Consider the following 18,164-nt stretch of genomic DNA (forward strand, 5'->3'; position numbering starts at 1 on the left):
TCTCGGCGGCCAGTTCTCGCAGCGCGGACTCCGTGCGCGCCACGGCCACGACCGCCGCACCGGCGCGCGCGAACGCCACCGCGATGCCCCGGCCCAGGCCGCGGCTGCCACCGACGACCATCGTGCGGCGGGACGCGTTCATGACGCCACCGCCACTGCCTGCACGGAAGCGGCGTTCGCTCGCTCCAGGCTCTTGACGACTCCCTCGTCCCACCCGGGCGCGATCGCCCCGGACATCGGGTCGGGGAAGATCTCTTCCCGGCCGTCCGCGAGACCGGACAGGATGGCGCGGGCCACCGCCGCGGGCTCGGCTTTGGGAATGTCCCATCCGCGGATCATGTCGGTATCCACCGGTCCGGGCAGTACGGCGTGCACGCCGACGCCGTGCGCGGCCGAAAGGAACCGCAGCGACTGCGTCATCGAGAAGGCGGCGGCCTTGGAGATGGCGTACGCAGGGGTGACCGGCACGGTCGCCAGCGCGGCCAGCGAGAGCACGTTCACGACGGCCCCGCCGGCTTCGCGCAATCGCGGGAGGAAGGCGTCGGTGACCCGATACGTGCCGAACAGATTGACCGCCAGATGAGCCTCGATGGCGGCCGCGTCGGTCAGGTCGTCCGGCGTGGAGACACCTGCGTTGTTCACCAGGACGTCGAGCGAGCCGACCAGGTCGGCGGCGGCGCGGATCTGCTCGGGATCGGTGATGTCGAGCCGCACCGGAGTGATCCGCGGGTCCGGATGCTCGACCGGACGGCGGGCGGCGGCGTACACCCGGTCCGCACCGCGGTGCAGTGCCTCGTCGACGAGTGCGCGCCCGAGACCGCGCCCGGCGCCGGTGACGAGTACCGCCTTGCCGGCCAGAGTGGTTGGGACGGACATGGTTTGCTCCTGTTCGGTGTCTGCGATGTGTCCACCTGTGTGACGCACGCCGGCCCGTTCCGTCATCGGTGACGTCGGCGCGTCACCGCGGACAGCATGAGCGGTTCGGAGCCGGGATTGAGCAGCCGTCGCACCGGCACGGCGGCGGGCGCGAGGACCGCTCCGGCGTCGAATCGGGCCCGCCGGCCACTGCGGCATTCCAGCTCGAGTTCGCCGCTGGTCACCACGACGAGGGCGTCGGCCCAGTCGGCGGCGAGGTAATCGAGTGCCTCCCCCGGCCGCAGGACCACGCTCCAGCGCCGCACGCGCCGAGAGTCCATCAGCTCTGGGACGGCAGGGCGGACGGCAACGCGAACGCGGCGAACAGCTCCGGCTGGTGGAACAGCGCGATCTCGGCCAGCGAATCGCCGTCGACGGTCAGCACCCCGATGGCGAAGGCATCGAATGCGTTCGCGCCCGGTTCGCGCCAGTACAGTCCGAACGCCGGTTGCCGGTTGGCGCCCGTGGGCAGGAGCCGCCAGCCGCTGCCCATCTCGCCGAACACGTGGTCGGTGAGAAATGCGCCGATGTCGCGGCGACCGGCGAACCAGACCGTGCCCGGCGGCATGATCAGCGCGGCGTCCTCGCGCAGCAGGGCGACGAGTGCGGCCGGATCGGCGCTCTCCCACGCGGTGATCAGCTTCGCCAGCGCCCGGCGTTCGGATGCGGTCGAGGCGGGAGGCCACCGATCCCGTTGTGCGGGAAGATGTTCCGACAGGGTGGCATGGGCCCGTTGCAGCGCGCTGTTGACCGCCGCGCGGCTGACTCCCAGTGCGGCGGCGGTGTCGGCAACCGACCAGTCCAGCGTGTCCCGCAGGATCAGAACGGCGCGCTGGCGCGCGGGCAGCCGCTGGATCGCGGCCAGGAACGCCAGCTCGATCGTCTCCCGCGCGGTGACGACCGCTTCCGGTTCCTCCCCCGGGGCGCCGCCTACGTTCAGCAGCCGATCGGGATAGGGCTGCAGCCACGGCACGTCCACCGAGGCCAGCTCGTAGCGATGCGGGTCCGCCGGGCCGGCCAGATCCACCGGCCACGCCCGTGCCTTGCGCCTTCTCAGCGCGTCCAGGCAGGTATGGGTCGCGATCCCGTACACCCAGGCCCGCAGCGGAGCGCGGCCCGCGTAGGAGTCCAGCCGCGACCATGCCCGCAACAGGGTCTCCTGCACGGCGTCCTCGGCATCTTCGACCGAGCCGAGCATGCGGTAACAATGCACCTGCAGCTCGTGCCGCAAAGGCTCGACCAGATGCGCGAACGCGGCCTGGTCGCCCTCGCGCGCTGCCTCCACCTTCCGATCCATACCTGTATGACGCATCCGGGCCCCATCGGTCATCGGTCTGCCGAAAACAATAGTAGACAGTTTTTCAAAAGTGTTTACTGCCGTGCATGCGAAACAGACACAGCGGCAATCCCTTCGCGGAGTCGCCCGCCGACATCGCCGCCGCACTCACCGATCTGTCCGTGCCGGCATTGCTGCTGTCGTGCATCCACACGGCCCCTCAGGACCGGCGTCGCGCGATTCTGGACGGACCGCTGCGGCCCGCCGGGTCGATGCTCAACGAATTCCAGGGCTTCATGTCGGACTCGACGCCGCGATCGTGATCAGCGCCGTGGGACAACTCAATCGGCCGTTCGTTCCCGATGTGCGGGCAGATGGTTTCGCTTCCTCGTCTTCTGGGGCGGATGCGATACCGGACTCGCCGCCGCCGAGGTGGGCCCGGCATGGGAACCCCAGCACCGATCCGTCAGCGCCGTCAACGATGTCGTGCGCACTATGTTCACGCAGTGGATCACCGACCAGGTCGGCGACGACCCGGACCTGCTGGCCGCCGTGGTTCCCGATTACCCGCCCACCGGCAAACGCGCCTTGCAGGACAACGGCAGCTGGCTGCGCACGCTGCGCCGCGACCATGTGCATCTGGTGCGCGCCGGCGCGCAGCGCCTCACCGAGGACGGAATCGTCGACAGCACAGGCACATTCCATCGCGCGGATGTGATCGTCTGGGCAACCGGCTTCCGGCCCAACGACTTTCTCACACCGCTGCGGGTCACCGGGCGCGACCTGCACCGGTTCTGGGGCAAACGCCCCCGCGCCCACCTCGGCGTCACCGTCCCCGGGTTTCCGAACTTCTTCCTGCTCTACGGTCCCGGCACCAATCTCGCCAGCGGTGGCAGCATCATCTTCGCCGCCGAATGCGCGGTGCGCCTGATCATGTGCTGTCTGCGCTTGCTCACCACGAGCGATGGTCGCCGCATCGAGGTCCGCGCCGAGGCCTTCGACGCCTACACCGCCGAGGCCCGAGAGGAGATGTCGCGCAAGGTCTGGGCATCGCCGCATATCACACACAACTACTACCGCAACGACGCGGGCGAGGTCACCGGGCTCAATCCGTTCCGCCTCGTCGACTACTGGAGATGGACCAGCGCACCGGACCCGGGCGAGTACGAAATCGGTTGAGCCGGGACACCACTCGGACGCATGACCAGGTGCGGGACGTGTGATCAGCGAGATGTGAGCGACAGCGCATTGTGTGCGACGCCTCAGCGCGCGAGGGGCGACTTCCGGTTTAGCCGTGGCCGATACCGGTCATTCTGCACACGACGTTCTCGGCTCTATACGCAGGGTCGGCTCGCTGTGTGTCGGTATGAAGAGGTCACGCCATCCATGGCTCCCACCCCCACTGGCCGCAACGACAACGATCCAACCGCCCACGTCGCGGTGCGGAATGCGTTGTCGCAGGCCTTCGAATTGGTCGACGCGATGCTCCGGTCCGAATGCGCGGACCCGGAATACCCGAGCGCCGGCGCGATATCCAGCACGCCACACCGCGTGCACGGCGGTCGCGGTAGCGGCCTCGCCGCGCTCCCCCGTGGTGCCGCCCTGCTCCAGCGCGTCGAGCGGGCGGTGCAGCGTTGCATCGGTCACACCCAGTCGCGCAGCATCGTCGCTCTGACCGGATCGGCGGAGCGGGTGCCGGACGCGGTGGCCGACCATGTCGAAGCCGTAATCGCCGATACCGTCGCCGCTGTCGTCGCGCACGCGGACGTCGCGGCAGTCGTCGTCACCGTCACCGTGGCCGACGCGCTCACCGTCACCATCGACACCTTGGACACCACCGGTACCACGACGGCCGACATACTTCCGGCGGCCACGGTGGCGACCGTGCACGCGCGGGCTCACGACGTCGGCGGCTGCTGCCGAGTGTTCCCCGGTGGCCGGGTCTCCTGGACGGCACCGCTGCCGCCGCCCGGCAAGGACTCCACCACCTATCCGAACATGTTCTGACGCAGCGCGATTCGCGCGGTGGGTCAGGGCGGCGGCTGCTGCCGGGTGATCGTGTCGCGCAGATGGTCGCGTTCGACGGTCAGTGCGGTGTTGTGCGCACGCAGGGCGCTGTTGTCGTCCTCGAGGTCGAGAATCCGCGCGATGGCCGACAGATGGATGCCCTGGCGGGTGAGAGCGGTGATGCGCTGCAGCCGGGCCAGGTCGTCGCCGCTGTAGCGCCGGGTTCCGCCCGCGCTGCGCGCAGGGGTGATCAGGCCGTGCTGCTCGTAGAGGCGCAGGGTGTGGATTTCGATACCGGTGAGCTCGGCAGCCACCGAGATCGGATACACCGCCTGGCCTGAACCCGGCAGATGTCCCTCGCGCCGATCCGCACCCATCCTGCTCCCTTCTCCGTGCGGCAACCAGTTTATCTCTCACCATTCCTTGCACTCTCCTTGCCAGAGTGCTAAATAAATCTGTGTCAGGTAACAGAGGTTATCTGAGGTTCCTTCGAGTGATATAAGGAGTGAACTGGAGGTGGCGACCATGCTGATGCGCACCGATCCGTTTCGTGATTCCGACCGTCGGACGCAGCAGGTGTTCGGCACGCAGGCTCGACCGGTAGCGATGCCGATGGACGCCTGGCGCGAGGGCGACGAGTTCGTGGTGGAGTTCGATCTCCCCGGCGTCGACCCCGATTCGCTGGATGTGGATATCGAACGCAATGTGGTCACGGTGCGGGCGTCGCGCCCGGAACTGGACGCGGGCAGGTCGACGATCGCGGCCGAACGCGTCCGCGGGGTGTTCCGGCGCCAGGTGATGCTGGGTGACAGCCTCGACACCGATCACATTCGCGCCGACTACCGCGACGGCGTGCTCCGAATGCGAATCCCGGTGGCGGACAAGGCCAAACCACGCAAGATCAACGTCGACCGGGTCGCCGGCGACCGGCAGGCGATCACGGTCTGAGCCCGCATCGATCAGTCCTGGACTCCGCACGCCGATGACGACTACGACTGCCTCGCCTGCCGACCACACTCGCGACCTCGAGCCGGATGCGGTCGTGCACTGGCCCGACCCCAGCCCACTGCAGTCGTGGTGGGACACCGTCATGCGTCCCGCCCGCCGCGCCTTCGACCCCACGGAGAGGAGGGAGTTCTCGTGCCGATAATGCTCGCGCTGACCGGTGGCGCCGGCATCGCCGCAGCCGTGGCCATCGCGTACGCCACCGTCGCGGCGACCTACTGGTGGGAGATGCGCACCTCCCGGCCCGACTCCGGCGCCGGCCCGGCGGCCGACATCGACGGTGACAACCGGCGCGGACGTTCGCGCACCCGATCGGGTCTGCCCGCCGCAGCGCACCGATCGGGTGGCGCGTAATCCGTCGGATCCGCTGCTCCGATGGCTATGCTCGGTTCGACTGTGGCATCGGCGGGTTCGGGGCGGTCGCCGGCGCCGCGACAACCGCGAGTGACCGAGGAGCCCCGGTGACCGTCATCCACAACCTGCCCGCGCACGTGCTGTTCGTTCATTTCATCGTGATCCTGGTGCCGTTGACCGCGATCCTGGAAATCGTGTGCGCGCTGTGGCCGGCCGCGCGCCGCGGCCATCTGGTGTGGCTGACGCTGACACTCGCGGTGATCGTCATGGTCCTGACGCCGATCACCATTCACGCCGGCCAATGGCTGTACAACCTGCGCCGCAATCCCGAGGAGATCCTGCGCGAACACGCCGAACGCGGTGAGACGATGCTCTACTTCGCCATCGCCCTGCTGGTCGTCGCGGTGGCATTGGCCGGGCTTCACCTCGCCGAACGCCGCGGCGCCGATCTCCGCACCCTGATCACGGTGACCGTCGCCGTCTTCGCCGTGGTCGTCGCCGTCGCCTCGATCGTGCAGACCTACCGGGTCGGCGATGCCGGATCGCAATCGGTCTGGGGCGACGAGATCGCACGTCTGCAGAAGAACCGCGGCGACTGACCGACACCGCTTCGGCACAGCTGCCGCCGGAGCGATCAGCTACCCGGGGACGCCAGCATTCGTGCGCGGCGGGTGAGGGTCGCGCCGATGCCGTCCGCGGCCGCCCGCACCGATGCGACGTGACTTTCCGGGTGGAATCGGTGTGACGCGCCGGCGATGCTGATGGCCGCGACCACGGTGTCGGCCTCACGCACCGGCGCCGCCACACACACCAAACCCGGTGCCGATTCCTCGAATTCGTAGGCCACGCCCTCGGCGGCGATCCGGTCGAGTTGCGTGCGCAACGTGCCGGGCAGCACGATCGTGCGTGGAGTGTGGGCGGGCAGCGGGCCGCTCAGCACGCGGTCGCGCAGTGACCGATCCGCATGAGCGAGCAGCGTTTTCCCGATCGCCGTGCAGTGCACCGGCATTCGGCCTCCGATCCGCGACGGCGCACTCGCCTGGCGCCGCCCGCCGATCTTGGTCAGATACACCACGTCCGTACCGTCGAGGACGCCCAGATGCACGGTCTCGTGGATGCGGGCGTTCAGTTCCTCGAGGAACGGGATCGCGACCTCGAGCAAACTCCGCTCCACGGAGGCGCGCATTCCGAGTTCGAACAGGTGGCCGCCGAGGCGATAGCCGCTCTCGGTCCGTTCCAGCAGCCGGACGGTGACCATATCCGCGAGGACCCGGTGCAGGGTCCCCTTCGGCATCCCGGTGCGCCGGCCGATCTCGGCCAGACTCAGGACGCCGTCGTCGATCGAGAACGATTCGAGCACGGCCATCACCTTGCCCAGCACGGTCGACCCGTCGACCGGCCGTGCGCCGATCCTCGCCGACTCCGCCGTACTCACCCGGCCGAGCTTACCCGGGGTTCCGCTCAGTGGAACGAAATGCTGGTGCGGCACTGCGCTCCGCCGCGACAGTGAAGGCTCCCCGTTCACCTACTACGCCAGGACCTTGGATGCCGACCTCACGACTCGACGACCGAACCACCGCGGCGACGACCGCCGCGGCACAACGGCTCAGCACCGCGGCGCGAACCGCCATCCCCTGCCGCCCCGTGCGCGACCTGATCGGGACCGACGACGTGACCGCCGCCTACGCGGTGCAGGCGCAGTCGACCGCCGAACGGGTCGCGGCGGGGGCCACGATCGTCGGCCGCAAGATCGGGCTGACCTCACCGGCGGTGCAGCAGCAACTCGGTGTCGACCAACCCGATTTCGGTGTCCTGTTCGACGACATGCGCTTCCGGCAGGACACGCCCATTCCCGCGAGCCGTCTGCTGCAACCGAAGGCCGAAGCCGAGGTCGCGTTCGTGCTCGCTCACGACCTCGCCGACGGTCCACTCGACGACGACCAGGTGCGCGCCGCGGTCGACTACGCCGCGGCCGCGCTGGAAATCGTCGACAGCCGAATTGCCGACTGGGATATCACCTTCGGCGATACCGTCGCCGACAACGGTTCCAGCGGACTGTTCGTCCTCGGATCGCAGCGCCGCACCCTCGACGAGTTCGAACCCGTATCGGCACGGATGACCATGTCCATCGACGGCGTCGAGGTGTCCACCGGGACCGGAGCGGCCTGCCTCGGCGACCCGCTGCACGCGCTGGCATGGCTGGCGCGCACCGCCCGCGAATTCGGCGAACCGCTGCGTGCGGGCCAGGTGATCCTGTCCGGCGCGCTCGGCCCGATGGTCCCGATCACCGCCCCCGCAACCGTCACGGCCGAGATCTCCGGGCTCGGCTCGGTGACCGCCGTCTTCATCGAGGAGTGACAACCATGAGCGACGAACGTGGCGCCGTCAAGGTGGCCGTCATCGGATCGGGCAATATCGGCACCGATCTGATGATCAAGGTCATCCGGCATTCGACCGTGCTGGAAATGGGCGCGATGGTCGGCATCGATCCGGAATCCGACGGTCTCGCCCGGGCCCGGCGGCTGGGCGTGCCCACCACCTCCGAAGGTGTGCAGGGGCTGTTGCGATTGCCGAACTTCGACGAGATCGAGGTGATCTTCGACGCGACCTCGGCCAAGGCGCACGCGGCCCACGCGGCGGTCCTCGAGCCGCTCGGTAAACGCCTCGTCGATCTCACTCCGGCCGCGCTGGGGCCCTTCGTCGTCCCGGCGGTGAATCTGGACGAACACCGGCACGCGACCGACGTCAACATGGTCACCTGCGGCGGGCAGGCCACCATCCCGATCGTCGCCGCCGTCTCGCGCGTCGCACCGGTCGCCTACGCCGAGATCGTCGCGTCGATCGCCTCGAAGTCCGCCGGCCCGGGGACGCGGGCCAATATCGACGAGTTCACCGAGACCACCGCGCACGCGGTGGAGACCGTGGGCGGGGCCCGCCGGGGCAAGGCGATCATCATCCTCAATCCGGCCGAACCGCCGATGATCATGCGTGACACCGTGCTCTGTCTGACCACGGCGCCGGACGCCGCTACGCAGGAGGCGATTCGCGCATCGATCGAGCAGATGATCGCGCGGGTCGCCACCTATGTGCCGGGCTACCGGCTCAAACAGCAGATCCAGATCACCCCGATACCGGCGGACCAGCCGGTGCACACCCTGCAGCACGCCGACGGCGGTCCGGCGCCGACGCACCAGGTGAGCGTCTTCCTGGAAGTGGAGGGTGCGGCGCACTATCTGCCCGCCTACGCGGGAAATCTCGACATCATGACCTCCGCGGCGATGCGCTATGCCGAATCGGTCGCCGACACGATCGCCGCCCCGGCAGAACAGGGAGCCTCGCGATGACCACGCAACTGTTCATCCAAGACGTCACGCTCCGCGACGGTATGCACGCCGTACGCCACCGCATCACTCCCGACGACGTCGGCGCCATCGTGGCGGCGCTGGACGCGGCGGGAGTCGACGCCGTCGAGGTCGCCCACGGGGACGGGCTCGCCGGCGGCAGCCTGAACTACGGCCCGGGCAGCAATACCGACTGGGAGTGGATCGAGGCCGCGGCCGCCAAGCTCACCCACGCCCGGCTGACGACCCTGCTGCTGCCCGGCATCGGCACCATCGACCACCTCGAGCAGGCCTACCGGCTCGGCGTCCGCTCGGTCCGCGTCGCCACCCACTGCACCGAGGCCGACGTCTCCGCCCAGCACATCGGCAAGGCCCGCGAACTCGGCATGGACGTCTCCGGGTTCCTGATGATGTCGCATATGGCCGAACCCGAGCAGCTCGCCGAACAGGCCAAGCTGATGGAAACCTATGGCGCACAGTGCGTTTACGTGACCGACTCCGGCGGCCGGTTGACCCTGAACGGCGTGCGCGACCGTGTGCGCGCCTATCGCCGCGTCCTCGATCCGGCTACCGAGATCGGCATCCACGCGCACGAGAATCTCTCGCTGTCGGTCGCCAATTCCGTTGTCGCCGTGGAGGAAGGCGTCACCCGCGTGGACGCCTCGCTCGCCGGGCACGGCGCGGGCGCGGGCAACTGCCCGATCGAACCGTTCGTCGCCGTCGCCGACCTGTACGGCTGGAAGCACAACTGCGATCTGTTCGCCCTCCAGGACGCCGCCGACGATCTGGTGCGGCCGTTGCAGGATCGCCCGGTGCGGGTGGACCGCGAAACGCTCACCCTGGGATATGCCGGTGTGTATTCATCGTTCCTGCGCCACGCCGAGGCCGCGGCGCAGCGCTACGGATTGGACGCGCGCACCATCCTGCTCGAGGTCGGCCGGCGCGGACTGGTCGGCGGTCAGGAAGATCTCATCGTCGACATCGCACTGGATCTCGTGGGCGAAACCAGCGCCGCGACCGCCTGAAAGGTATCAATTCGCCGGCACCACAACACTTTCGGCCTCGAGGACAAATTCCTGCGGTTCCGGCATGACAGTGGGCTGGTCCGGCTCGGCCGGCCGGCGGGAGGGCAACAGGGCGCCGGCGGCGGTCGCGGTCGCCGCCGAGGTGAGCGCGGTGGCCCAGCCCACCGGCCCGAGGGGACGGCAACCGAAATACGTCGACAGTCCGGGTGTCATGACGACCGTGCCCAGGAAGGCCGCACTACCGGCCGCGGTGAGCCACACCTGCGGGCTGTGACGCGCGGCCAGAACGGTCTGCCCGAGCTGTGTGCCCACCAGCGCGACCAGGGCGACGGTCGCCGCCCGGCGCTCGGTACCGGTCCAGCGGGCGATCGACCACGCCACGGTGGAGGCGGCCGCGGTGGTGGAGCCGCGGATCACGATCGTGCGACGCAGATCCGCCGCGATATCGGTGCGCGGCCGGGAGGCGAGCTGTTCGGCGAGCAGATCGGCGCGCTCCTGGTGGCCGGTCGGCTCCTCGTCGCCGGACCGCTCGGTCGACAGTGCGACGGCCATCGCCGGGAACATGTCGGTGAGCATGTTGACCAGCAGGAATTGCCTGGTGCCCAACGGTGCCCGGCCCGCGAGCGCGGTGCCGAGGACCGTGAACGCGACCTCACCGGCGTTGCCGCCGACCAGGATGCCGACCGCATCGCTGACGCGCCGCCACATGCCGCGGCCCTCGATCAGCGCATGCAGCAGTACCAGCGGGTCGGGATCGGTCAGCACCAGATCGGCGGCATTGCGGGCGGCGGTCGACCCCTGCGCGGTGAGTCCGATGCCGACGTCGGCGGTGCGGATCGCGGCCGCGTCGTTGCCGCCGTCCCCGGCCATGGCGACCACCTCGCCGCGTCGCTGCAGGGTGGTGACGATGCGAACCTTCTGCTGCGGGCTGACGCGGGCGAAGACACTGCTGCGCGCGATGAGCTCCGACTGGGCGGCATCGTCGAGATCGGCCAGATCGCTCCCCGTCACCACCGGCTCGGCGTCGATGCCGAGATCGGCGGCGATGGCGGAGGCGGTGACGGGATGGTCGCCGGTGATCATCCGCACGCGAATGTCGTTGCGCTGCAACGCGCCGACGAGCGGACGCGCCTGCGGACGCGCGGTGTCGGCGAGCCCGATGAAGCCGAGCAGGGTGAGTTTCTCGACCGCGCTCACCACATCACCCGGTGCCGCGGACAGATCCCGCCGGGCGACGACCAGCACCCGCAGCCCGCGCTCGGCCATGCGATTGATCATGCGGTCGGCGGCGCGGCGATGGGCGGCGGACATCGGTTCGTCGCGATCGTCACCCTCGTGCCGGGTCCGGATCGCGGTGCAGCGGGCGAGCACGATTTCCGGGGCCCCCTTCACGATCAGCCGCCAGCGCCGCCGCCGCGTCTGCCCCAGCGTCGCGGCGTATCCGCGATTCGATTCGAAGGGCAGTTCCTCGATCGTGTCCCAGCGTTCGTCCGAGTCGAGCTGCTCGGCGGCGTCGAGCACCGCCTGATCGGTGGCGTGCACGATCGGGCCCTCGGCAGGATCGGGGCAGGCGTGGGCCGCGGCCCGCAGCAACAGGCGGGCACGCGGGTCGTCGTCCTCCGGCGACCACTGATGATCGAGGTCGGCCAGGGTGGTCAGCCGCAGGCGGCCGAAGGTGAGCGTTCCGGTCTTGTCGAAGCAGATGGTGTTCACCCGGCCCAGGGCCTCCACCGTCCGGCTGGCCCGAACCAGCAGGCCGTGACGCGACAGTCGCCGGGCGACGGCCAGCTGCGCCACCGTGGCGACGAGCGGAAGTCCTTCCGGCACGGCGGCCGTCGCGACCGCGACCCCGTCGGCGATGGCCGCGCGAATACGCTGTCCCCGCAACCATCCCAGCGCCGTGACCAGGGAACCGCCGCCGAGTGTCAGCGGCAGCGCCTGATCGCTGAGCGCACGCAGCTGCGCCTGCACTCCGCCCAGGCGAGGCGGCACGGCGACGGCGGCGGCGCGGTTGGTTTCGGTATCGCACCCGACCGCGACGACCACCGCCACCGCGGCGCCGTTGACGATCGTGCTGGCCTCGTACACCATGCAGCGCCGCTGGTTGAGGTCCGCTCCGGGAGTGGCGGGGCTGTCCTTGGGCACCGTGACCGATTCCCCGGTCAGCGCCGATTCGTCGACCTCCAGGTCCTCGGCTCGCAGCAGCCGTGCATCCGCCGGAACGACATCGCCGGTGCGCAGTGCGATCACGTCGCCGACCGCCAGCGCCGTCCCGGGCACCGATTCGCTCGGCGGCTCGGGATCGTGGTCGAGCGCGGCGCGATCGACGCGGCGCCCGGTGATGCGCTCGTGCGCGATCAGGTCGCGCAGCGCGTTCTCGGCGCGTTGCCGCTGCAAGGCCGACACCACCGCGTTGACCGCCACCACGCCGGCCACCAGTGCGGCGTCGCCGGGTGAGCCCAGTACGGCCGAGGCCGCGGCGCCGACACCGAGAATGGGGGTGAGCGGATCGGCCAGCTCGCGGCGCACGGTGGCGAGAAAACGCGTCGCCGGAGACAGGTGCGCGGGAATGCGGGTGAGCGGTGCGGTCCACGACCGCGCGGGAGGTAGCTCGTCGCGTTCGGGTTCCGGCAGCCGCGTCAACACTTCGTCGGGTTCGAGACTGTGCCAGGGAACCAGCGGTGCGCCCGATTCCGGGAGCCGGCCGCGCGCGGCCTGCACGCCCACCCACATACCCTGCATCAGCCCGCTGGCCTGCGCCGCGGTCACCGGCCACGCGTCGCGGGAGCGGCCCGCGGCCAGCAGCAGACCCGCGAGCGAACAGGCCGAGAGCGCGAGGACGCGACCGCGCTCGCTGACCTGCCGGGCGGGAGCCACCGTCAACAGCACGCGCATCACCTGATCGAGATCGCCGCAGACCACATCCGCCGCCCACGGCATCGCCTCGACCTCGCCGGCGCTGATCCGGCTCACGCCGATGGCCACATCCGCGCAGTTCAGATCCTCGGCGGCGTCGGTGGCGACCAGCGCCACCACATGTCCGTCGGACTGCAAGCGCCGCACCAACTCCGCCGCCTGCCCCACCCGCTCGACGAATTCGTCTGCCAGGGGCCGTAATTCGACCGCGTCGCGTTGTCCGCGAACCACCACCTTCAGGCCCGAGGCCCGGGCGGTGAGCATCAGCGTCCGCGCGCGGGGGTCGAGTTCGCGGCCGATCAAGACCCGGCCCACCACGTCCGTTCCGTCGCAGACGTCGTACCAGCCGGGAATCGAGTCGGTGCGGTTGCGGTCCGGATCCGGTCGCAGCCGAAGGCCGCCGGTATCCGGCGGCGCAGCTCCGGCCGCGCCGGGGCTCGACCACAACAGTCGCTGAGCGGCGTTCCATACCCGGGCCGTGGTCCAGTCGGACTTCTCGGCATCTTCCGGTGCGGTTTCGCCGGTGCCGGCAGCGGTTTCGACATCGAGTACCAGGCGGCCGCCTCCGTACAGCACGGCGCCGTCGATCACCAAGGCGCTCAGCCGATCCAGCCGCCGCCACACCGACGGATCCATCGTCAGCACGCCGGAAGCGGCCAGCAGTGACGACACCGCCGCCGCGAAACTCTCCCGGCTCGCCCGCGCGGCCTTCGGCGCGGCGATCGACAGGGCGCGGCCGACCGAGGACAGGCCCTGCCCGGCGGCGACGGCGGCGGCTCCGGCGGCCGCGGCGGCCGACGCCTCGTCCGCGCACCGCTCGACCGGGCCGGGCGGCAGTACCACCGGACGCTCCCGGTGTGGCGGGGAGTGCAAGATATCGCGGGCCCGTCGGTGGCCGTGCTCGACCTCCCACAAGCGCCAACGGGCATGGCGCACACCGTGTTCGGTGACGGCCAGCGCTCGGTGCACCGCATCGACCAGGACGTTCGCGGGGGTGTCACCGGCGGCCTGCGCCAGCGCGTTGGCGGTGGTCAGCAGCAGATCGGTGCGGGCCCGGCCGAGACGTTGTTCCAACAGCCGCCGGATGCGCGGCTGCGAGTCCGCCAGCGCGACCAGCGACTGCACCGTCTCCACGCCGTTGCGCCCGGGAATGGCCGCTCCGACGAAGGTGACACCGGCCGAGATCAGATCACCGGCCAGTGAAATCGCCGCCGACACAACGGGTTCCAGATCGGCGGGATGTTCCGCGCTCGGATCCCAGACGGTATCGGCGACGTCGGCGTCCTCCTCGGCCGCGGCGATCGCCTCCAGCAGGCCGGGCACCACATCATCGTCGCGAACCGCGGCGACCACATCCCCGGTCACCGCGTTCACCCGCGTCCAGCGCACACCCGGCAGCGAGCCAACCCTCCGGTGCACGGCCTCCGCGACTCGCTCGCTGCGCTCCGAACGCAGGCCGCGCACCTCCACGAGCACGCGATCCTCGACGGCGGCGATCCGTCTGCCGTCCCGGCGCAGCGCCGGGTTCAGCAGCGACCGCACGTCGCGCTGCAGCTGCGTCGCGATATCGTCGGCCACCTCGGTCAGCCGCAGCGCGGTCTGCGCCGCCGCCACCGCACGCACGGGCAGCCGCGCCGGGCCGCCGATGAGAGCCGTCCCGGTCCGGCCGGCTCCTGACACCACACCGATCAACGCCTGAAACACCGGACCTCCCAGCCCGTACGAGTACCGTCGTCCGAGCTACTACCCAGGATCGGGGAAGCCAACCGCGATATCGGCAGCCTGAGCGGGGCTGATTGTTTCCACCGCCGACGCGGTGCGGCTACAGGCATGCGGCGACCGGTATCCGGTGGGCGGGGCCGTGCGGCGCCGGTGCGGTGAACGACGGGTCCGCTTCGGCCGATGGCTGCTCCGCGGGCATCGGGTCGAGGAATCGGGCGCGTTCGAAAGAGCTGTCGATGGTGAACGCGGCACCGTCGAACCGGGCCGGCCCGGTGAAGCCGGCCGCACCGAAGTCGGCATGGCCACGGAACTGCGCGCTGTCGAAATACGCCCCGCCGTGGAAGGCCGCCCGGTGGAATCGGGCGTCGCCGGAGAAGATCGCCAGTGGAAATTGGGCGCTGCCGCGGAAGGTGGTTCCGTCGAATCGGGCCCGCTCGAATCGGGCGCCGAAAAATTTGGCGCGATCGGTGAACACCGCCTCCCGGAACCACACGGTATCGAAGGTCGCCGCCTGGAAATGGGTGTCGGCGGAGAATGTCGCGCCGTCGAATCGAGTGATGCCCGTCAGGTTCGCGCGTTCGAAATTCGCGGAGCCGCCGAAAACCGCACCGGTGAAATCGGCATCCTCGATTCGCGCATTGCGGAAATCGAAGGTGGCGCGCGACCAGCTGCGCCGCGCGCCGCGGCGGAGGTGGTCGGCGATGACGGACGTGATGGTCCGCCGCACCGTCCGGTCGTATCCGCCGAGCCGGCCGGCCGCACGGGGCAGTCGGAGATAACCGCAGAGCACGTCCACGCATTGCTGGCGCGGTGTGGCCGCGGACGCGTCCGCGATCTCGGCCAGCGTGCGCACGGCGGAGATCTGCGCTTTGCCCTCACCGACATAGAGTTGTGCCGCCGCCGACACGAACATGTCGGCCAGTTGCCACGGCCACCGAAAACGCTTGCGCCGAAAAGAATTCACCGAAGTCGCGTCGCTGTCGAGCAATAGATTCGCCGCCGCGGCCACCGGTGCCGGCCGGCGTTGTACGAGCACTACCATTCGAACCTCCTAAACGCCTGCAACGCCCAGAAAAGCTCTTCACTCGCTGTAACGACGGTATAACCGCTGAACATCCGCCATGACAATCGTCACCGAAAAGTAATCGACCGGCTACGGCGCGCCGGTCGACCTGCGCGGGATCGGGACGCTCGTGGCGGACGGAAATCGCTGTCGGATAACCGTCTTGCCACCTCATTCGAGACCGGCCGATTCGCAGCCCGGAGCGCGATAAAATTCGCCATGTCTCGATGTCTCATCCCGGAGTGACCAGCACATGGGCGCTCGACCGGAAGGCGATGCCACCGCCGCCTTCGACCCGTCGGCCGATCGGGCGGTGGATACTGCGCCGCAACCCACCGCGGACGAGCAGTCCCCCGGCGCGACCAGGCCGCGGCCGCACCCGTCCCCCGCCGCCGATCTCGAGCCCGGCGACCGGATCGACGATTTCGATCTGCTGCTCGAGCTCGGCCGCGGCGCGTTCGCCCAGGTCTTCCTGGCCCGGCAGCGGTCGCTGCAGCGACTGGTGGCGGTGAAGATCTCCGCGGACCACGGCACCGAACCCCAGACCCTGGCTCAGCTGGATCACGAATCCATCGTCCGGGTGTACGACCAGCGGGTGCTGCCGGACCGGGGGCTGAAGCTGCTGTACATGCAATACGTTCCGGGTGGCACGCTGGCCGCGGTGCTGACGCGGGTCCGCGCGACCGCGCCGGAGCGACGCAGCGGGCGGCTGCTGCTGGACGCGGTCGACGAGGCATTGGCGGACAAAGGCGAGATCCCCACCTCGAGCAGCCGCGCGCGGGACGAGATCGCGGCCCTGTCCTGGCCGGAAACCGTCGCCTGGCTCGGCCGCCGGCTCGCCGAAGCCCTCGACTACGCCGAAAGACGCGGTGTGCTGCACCGCGATATCAAACCGGCCAACGTCCTGCTCTCCGCCGACGCCGCACCCAAACTGGCCGACTTCAACATCAGCTTCAGCGACCACGTCGCGGGCAGTAGTCCGGTGGCGTACTTCGGCGGATCGCTGGCCTACATGTCTCCCGAACATCTCGAGGCGAGCCACCCGCAACTGTCCGGCACGGTGGACGACCTCGACACGCGCAGCGATATCTACGCTCTGGGCGTCATGCTGTGGGAGTTGCTGACCGGGCGCCGCCCGTTTCCGCCGACCGCGGCGAAGGATTCACAGGACTCGGTCGAACAGCTCCTCGACATGCGGCGCCGCCCGATCGCGCCGCAATTCCTCGACGATCTCCCCGCCGACTGCCCGGCCTCACTGCGCCGCGTGCTGCTGACCTGCCTGGCGCCGCGGCGCACCGATCGCTGGGCCAACGGCGCGGAGCTGGCCCAGCAATTCGAGCTCTGCCTCGACCCGCGGGCCCGGGAGCTCGTCGACGCGCCGTCGGACAGCCATCGGCCGCGCGGGCCGCTGTGGCCGATACCGATTCTGGCGATCGCGATCGCCGTGCCCAATCTTGCCGCCGCGTGGTACAACTACTACTACAATAGGACGCTGATCGTCAGCAAACTCACGCCCGAGATCCAGCGGTCCTTCCACGATGTGGCCCAGGTGCTGTATCCGCTGGCCATCGTGGCGGCCACACTCCTGATCCTCTACATCGCGCGCCATCTCATCGAGGTGTCCATCGGACTGCACAACGGGCGTGACTATCCCGAGGCCGTTCTCACGAGCGCTCGCATCGATGCGCTGCGGCTCGGCAACGAGTGGCCGCCATCGCTTTCGTGTTCTGGTTCGCCGGTGGCGTGATATTTCCGGTGATGCTGAATCTCGTCGCCGGCGGCGTGCCGCGCGGCACCTACACGCATTTCCTGCTGTCCCTGGTCGTCTGCGGTGCGGTCGCCCTGGCCTACCCGTACTTCGCGATCACCTGGTACGTGGTGCGGTTCCTGTACCCGCTCTTCCTGGCCCACGGACGGTCCGCCGCCGCCGACGTCGAACACCTGCGCCGGCTCGCCCGCCGTACCGGCATCTACCTCACCGCGGCCGCCGCCGTACCGCTGGTGGGCGTCACGGGCATCACGTTCCTGCCGGCGCCGGATATCGAATCCATCATCTGGGCGATCCGCATCCTGTGCGTCGGCGGCATCATCGGCTTCATCCTCGCCTACGTGTGCTACGAGGTCATCGAGAAGGACCTGCGGGCACTCGAACGCGTCGCGGCCGCATCCACCACCGACGCGGAATAGGCGAGCGCCGCGTCAGGACAGCAGCGGTCCGTCGGCCCAGCGGTACAGGTGGGCGATGGCCGGATCGACGATCGCGCCGGGCATCGCGGCCAGGTCGGCTTCGAAACGACTCACCACGGCCGGCGCGGTTTCGGGACGCACCCGGAGCAGCAGGGTGCGTTTGATTCGCTTCCCGGACCACGCGACTCGCGCGCCGGCGAGGCGGGTCAGTGCCACGGCGTCGGCGTCGGCGGGCCGCCCCGGCCAGGCTGCGCCGAGATCGGCACAGGTCACGTCCCAGGTCATCCCGAGCCCGCCGACGCTGCCGGGCAGATCCTCTCCGCCGGAGGCCGCGGGCGGGCCGGCGCCTCAGC

The 18,164-nt window shown here is 69.8% G+C and carries 19 protein-coding genes; 11 read left to right on the plus strand and 8 right to left on the minus strand.

Translation table 11 applies throughout. From position 1 onward, the window contains the following. Positions 1-138 precede the first annotated feature (138 nt). The 3 genes from A5780_RS14710 to A5780_RS14720 all read right to left on the minus strand — a co-directional run bounded on the left by A5780_RS14710 (position 139) and on the right by A5780_RS14720 (position 2,212). On the minus strand, positions 139-876 hold the full coding sequence (locus A5780_RS14710) for an SDR family NAD(P)-dependent oxidoreductase (RefSeq protein ID WP_063014086.1): 738 nt from the start codon (positions 874-876) through the stop codon (positions 139-141). A 62-nt stretch (positions 877-938) separates the two neighbouring features. Then, entirely contained in the window at positions 939-1,196 is a 258-nt protein-coding gene (locus A5780_RS14715) for a hypothetical protein (RefSeq protein WP_064908709.1), read from the minus strand. Beyond that, entirely contained in the window at positions 1,196-2,212 is a 1,017-nt protein-coding gene (locus A5780_RS14720; RefSeq protein ID WP_064908710.1) for an RNA polymerase subunit sigma-70, read from the minus strand. The genes A5780_RS14715 and A5780_RS14720 overlap by 1 nt, the downstream gene beginning before the upstream one ends. Positions 2,213-2,298: 86 nt before the next feature. Here A5780_RS14720 and A5780_RS14725 point away from each other — a divergent pair, with 86 nt between their 5' ends. The 3 genes from A5780_RS14725 to A5780_RS14735 all read left to right on the plus strand — a co-directional run bounded on the left by A5780_RS14725 (position 2,299) and on the right by A5780_RS14735 (position 4,198). Further along, the gene (locus A5780_RS14725; protein WP_064908711.1) at positions 2,299-2,514 is read left to right on the plus strand and encodes a hypothetical protein; all 216 of its coding nucleotides are present in this window, start codon (positions 2,299-2,301) and stop codon (positions 2,512-2,514) included. Positions 2,515-2,686: 172 nt separating this feature from the next. Continuing rightward, positions 2,687-3,370: a hypothetical protein gene (locus A5780_RS14730; RefSeq protein WP_156769506.1), complete on the plus strand. Its 684-nt coding sequence runs from the start codon at positions 2,687-2,689 to the stop codon at positions 3,368-3,370. A 207-nt stretch (positions 3,371-3,577) separates the two neighbouring features. Then, complete coding sequence (locus A5780_RS14735; RefSeq protein WP_063014101.1) at positions 3,578-4,198, plus strand: hypothetical protein; 621 nt, start codon at positions 3,578-3,580, stop codon at positions 4,196-4,198. Positions 4,199-4,221: 23 nt separating this feature from the next. Here the strand turns inward: A5780_RS14735 and A5780_RS14740 are convergent, their stop codons facing one another. Then, the gene (locus A5780_RS14740; protein ID WP_063014103.1) at positions 4,222-4,575 is read right to left on the minus strand and encodes a MerR family transcriptional regulator; all 354 of its coding nucleotides are present in this window, start codon (positions 4,573-4,575) and stop codon (positions 4,222-4,224) included. A 133-nt stretch (positions 4,576-4,708) separates the two neighbouring features. On the opposite strand from A5780_RS14740, the gene A5780_RS14745 reads away from it, so the two are divergent. From A5780_RS14745 to A5780_RS14755, 3 genes are all read left to right on the plus strand, one after another. After that, positions 4,709-5,146: an Hsp20/alpha crystallin family protein gene (locus A5780_RS14745; RefSeq protein WP_281260901.1), complete on the plus strand. Its 438-nt coding sequence runs from the start codon at positions 4,709-4,711 to the stop codon at positions 5,144-5,146. Between the two features lie 192 nt (positions 5,147-5,338). Then, a complete protein-coding gene (locus tag A5780_RS14750) occupies positions 5,339-5,557 on the plus strand; it encodes a hypothetical protein (protein ID WP_146098738.1) in 219 nt (72 codons plus the stop codon). Positions 5,558-5,664: 107 nt separating this feature from the next. Beyond that, the gene (locus tag A5780_RS14755; protein ID WP_063014108.1) at positions 5,665-6,156 is read left to right on the plus strand and encodes a DUF2231 domain-containing protein; all 492 of its coding nucleotides are present in this window, start codon (positions 5,665-5,667) and stop codon (positions 6,154-6,156) included. A gap of 35 nt (positions 6,157-6,191) precedes the next feature. Here A5780_RS14755 and A5780_RS14760 read toward each other — a convergent pair whose 3' ends face one another. Continuing rightward, entirely contained in the window at positions 6,192-6,923 is a 732-nt protein-coding gene (locus A5780_RS14760) for an IclR family transcriptional regulator (protein WP_063014191.1), read from the minus strand. Between the two features lie 179 nt (positions 6,924-7,102). On the opposite strand from A5780_RS14760, the gene A5780_RS14765 reads away from it, so the two are divergent. The 3 genes from A5780_RS14765 to dmpG are packed head-to-tail and all read left to right on the plus strand — an operon-like array spanning position 7,103 to position 9,923. Beyond that, entirely contained in the window at positions 7,103-7,915 is an 813-nt protein-coding gene (locus tag A5780_RS14765) for a 2-keto-4-pentenoate hydratase (RefSeq protein WP_063014111.1), read from the plus strand. Between the two features lie 5 nt (positions 7,916-7,920). Beyond that, on the plus strand, positions 7,921-8,901 hold the full coding sequence (locus A5780_RS14770) for an acetaldehyde dehydrogenase (acetylating) (protein WP_063014112.1): 981 nt from the start codon (positions 7,921-7,923) through the stop codon (positions 8,899-8,901). Beyond that, positions 8,898-9,923, plus strand: a complete 1,026-nt coding sequence (gene dmpG / locus A5780_RS14775; RefSeq protein WP_064908713.1) for a 4-hydroxy-2-oxovalerate aldolase — start codon at positions 8,898-8,900, stop codon at positions 9,921-9,923. Before A5780_RS14770 ends, dmpG begins: the two co-directional genes overlap by 4 nt. Before the next feature lie 6 nt (positions 9,924-9,929). Here the strand turns inward: dmpG and A5780_RS14780 are convergent, their stop codons facing one another. Together A5780_RS14780 and A5780_RS14785 are read right to left on the minus strand one after the other, a co-directional pair. Next, positions 9,930-14,543, minus strand: a complete 4,614-nt coding sequence (locus tag A5780_RS14780; RefSeq protein ID WP_064908714.1) for a cation-translocating P-type ATPase — start codon at positions 14,541-14,543, stop codon at positions 9,930-9,932. Positions 14,544-14,661: 118 nt separating this feature from the next. Next, complete coding sequence (locus tag A5780_RS14785; RefSeq protein WP_082856999.1) at positions 14,662-15,603, minus strand: pentapeptide repeat-containing protein; 942 nt, start codon at positions 15,601-15,603, stop codon at positions 14,662-14,664. Between the two features lie 274 nt (positions 15,604-15,877). Here A5780_RS14785 and A5780_RS14790 point away from each other — a divergent pair, with 274 nt between their 5' ends. Both A5780_RS14790 and A5780_RS41870 read left to right on the plus strand, forming a co-directional pair. Continuing rightward, on the plus strand, positions 15,878-17,371 hold the full coding sequence (locus tag A5780_RS14790) for a serine/threonine-protein kinase (protein WP_064908716.1): 1,494 nt from the start codon (positions 15,878-15,880) through the stop codon (positions 17,369-17,371). Between the two features lie 11 nt (positions 17,372-17,382). Further along, positions 17,383-17,811: a hypothetical protein gene (locus tag A5780_RS41870; RefSeq protein WP_231982958.1), complete on the plus strand. Its 429-nt coding sequence runs from the start codon at positions 17,383-17,385 to the stop codon at positions 17,809-17,811. A gap of 12 nt (positions 17,812-17,823) precedes the next feature. Here the strand turns inward: A5780_RS41870 and A5780_RS40970 are convergent, their stop codons facing one another. After that, complete coding sequence (locus A5780_RS40970; RefSeq protein ID WP_064908718.1) at positions 17,824-18,096, minus strand: hypothetical protein; 273 nt, start codon at positions 18,094-18,096, stop codon at positions 17,824-17,826. Positions 18,097-18,164 lie beyond the last annotated feature (68 nt).

Source organism: Nocardia sp. 852002-20019_SCH5090214 (assembly GCF_001665865.1).
GTDB classification, from domain to species: domain Bacteria; phylum Actinomycetota; class Actinomycetes; order Mycobacteriales; family Mycobacteriaceae; genus Nocardia; species Nocardia nova.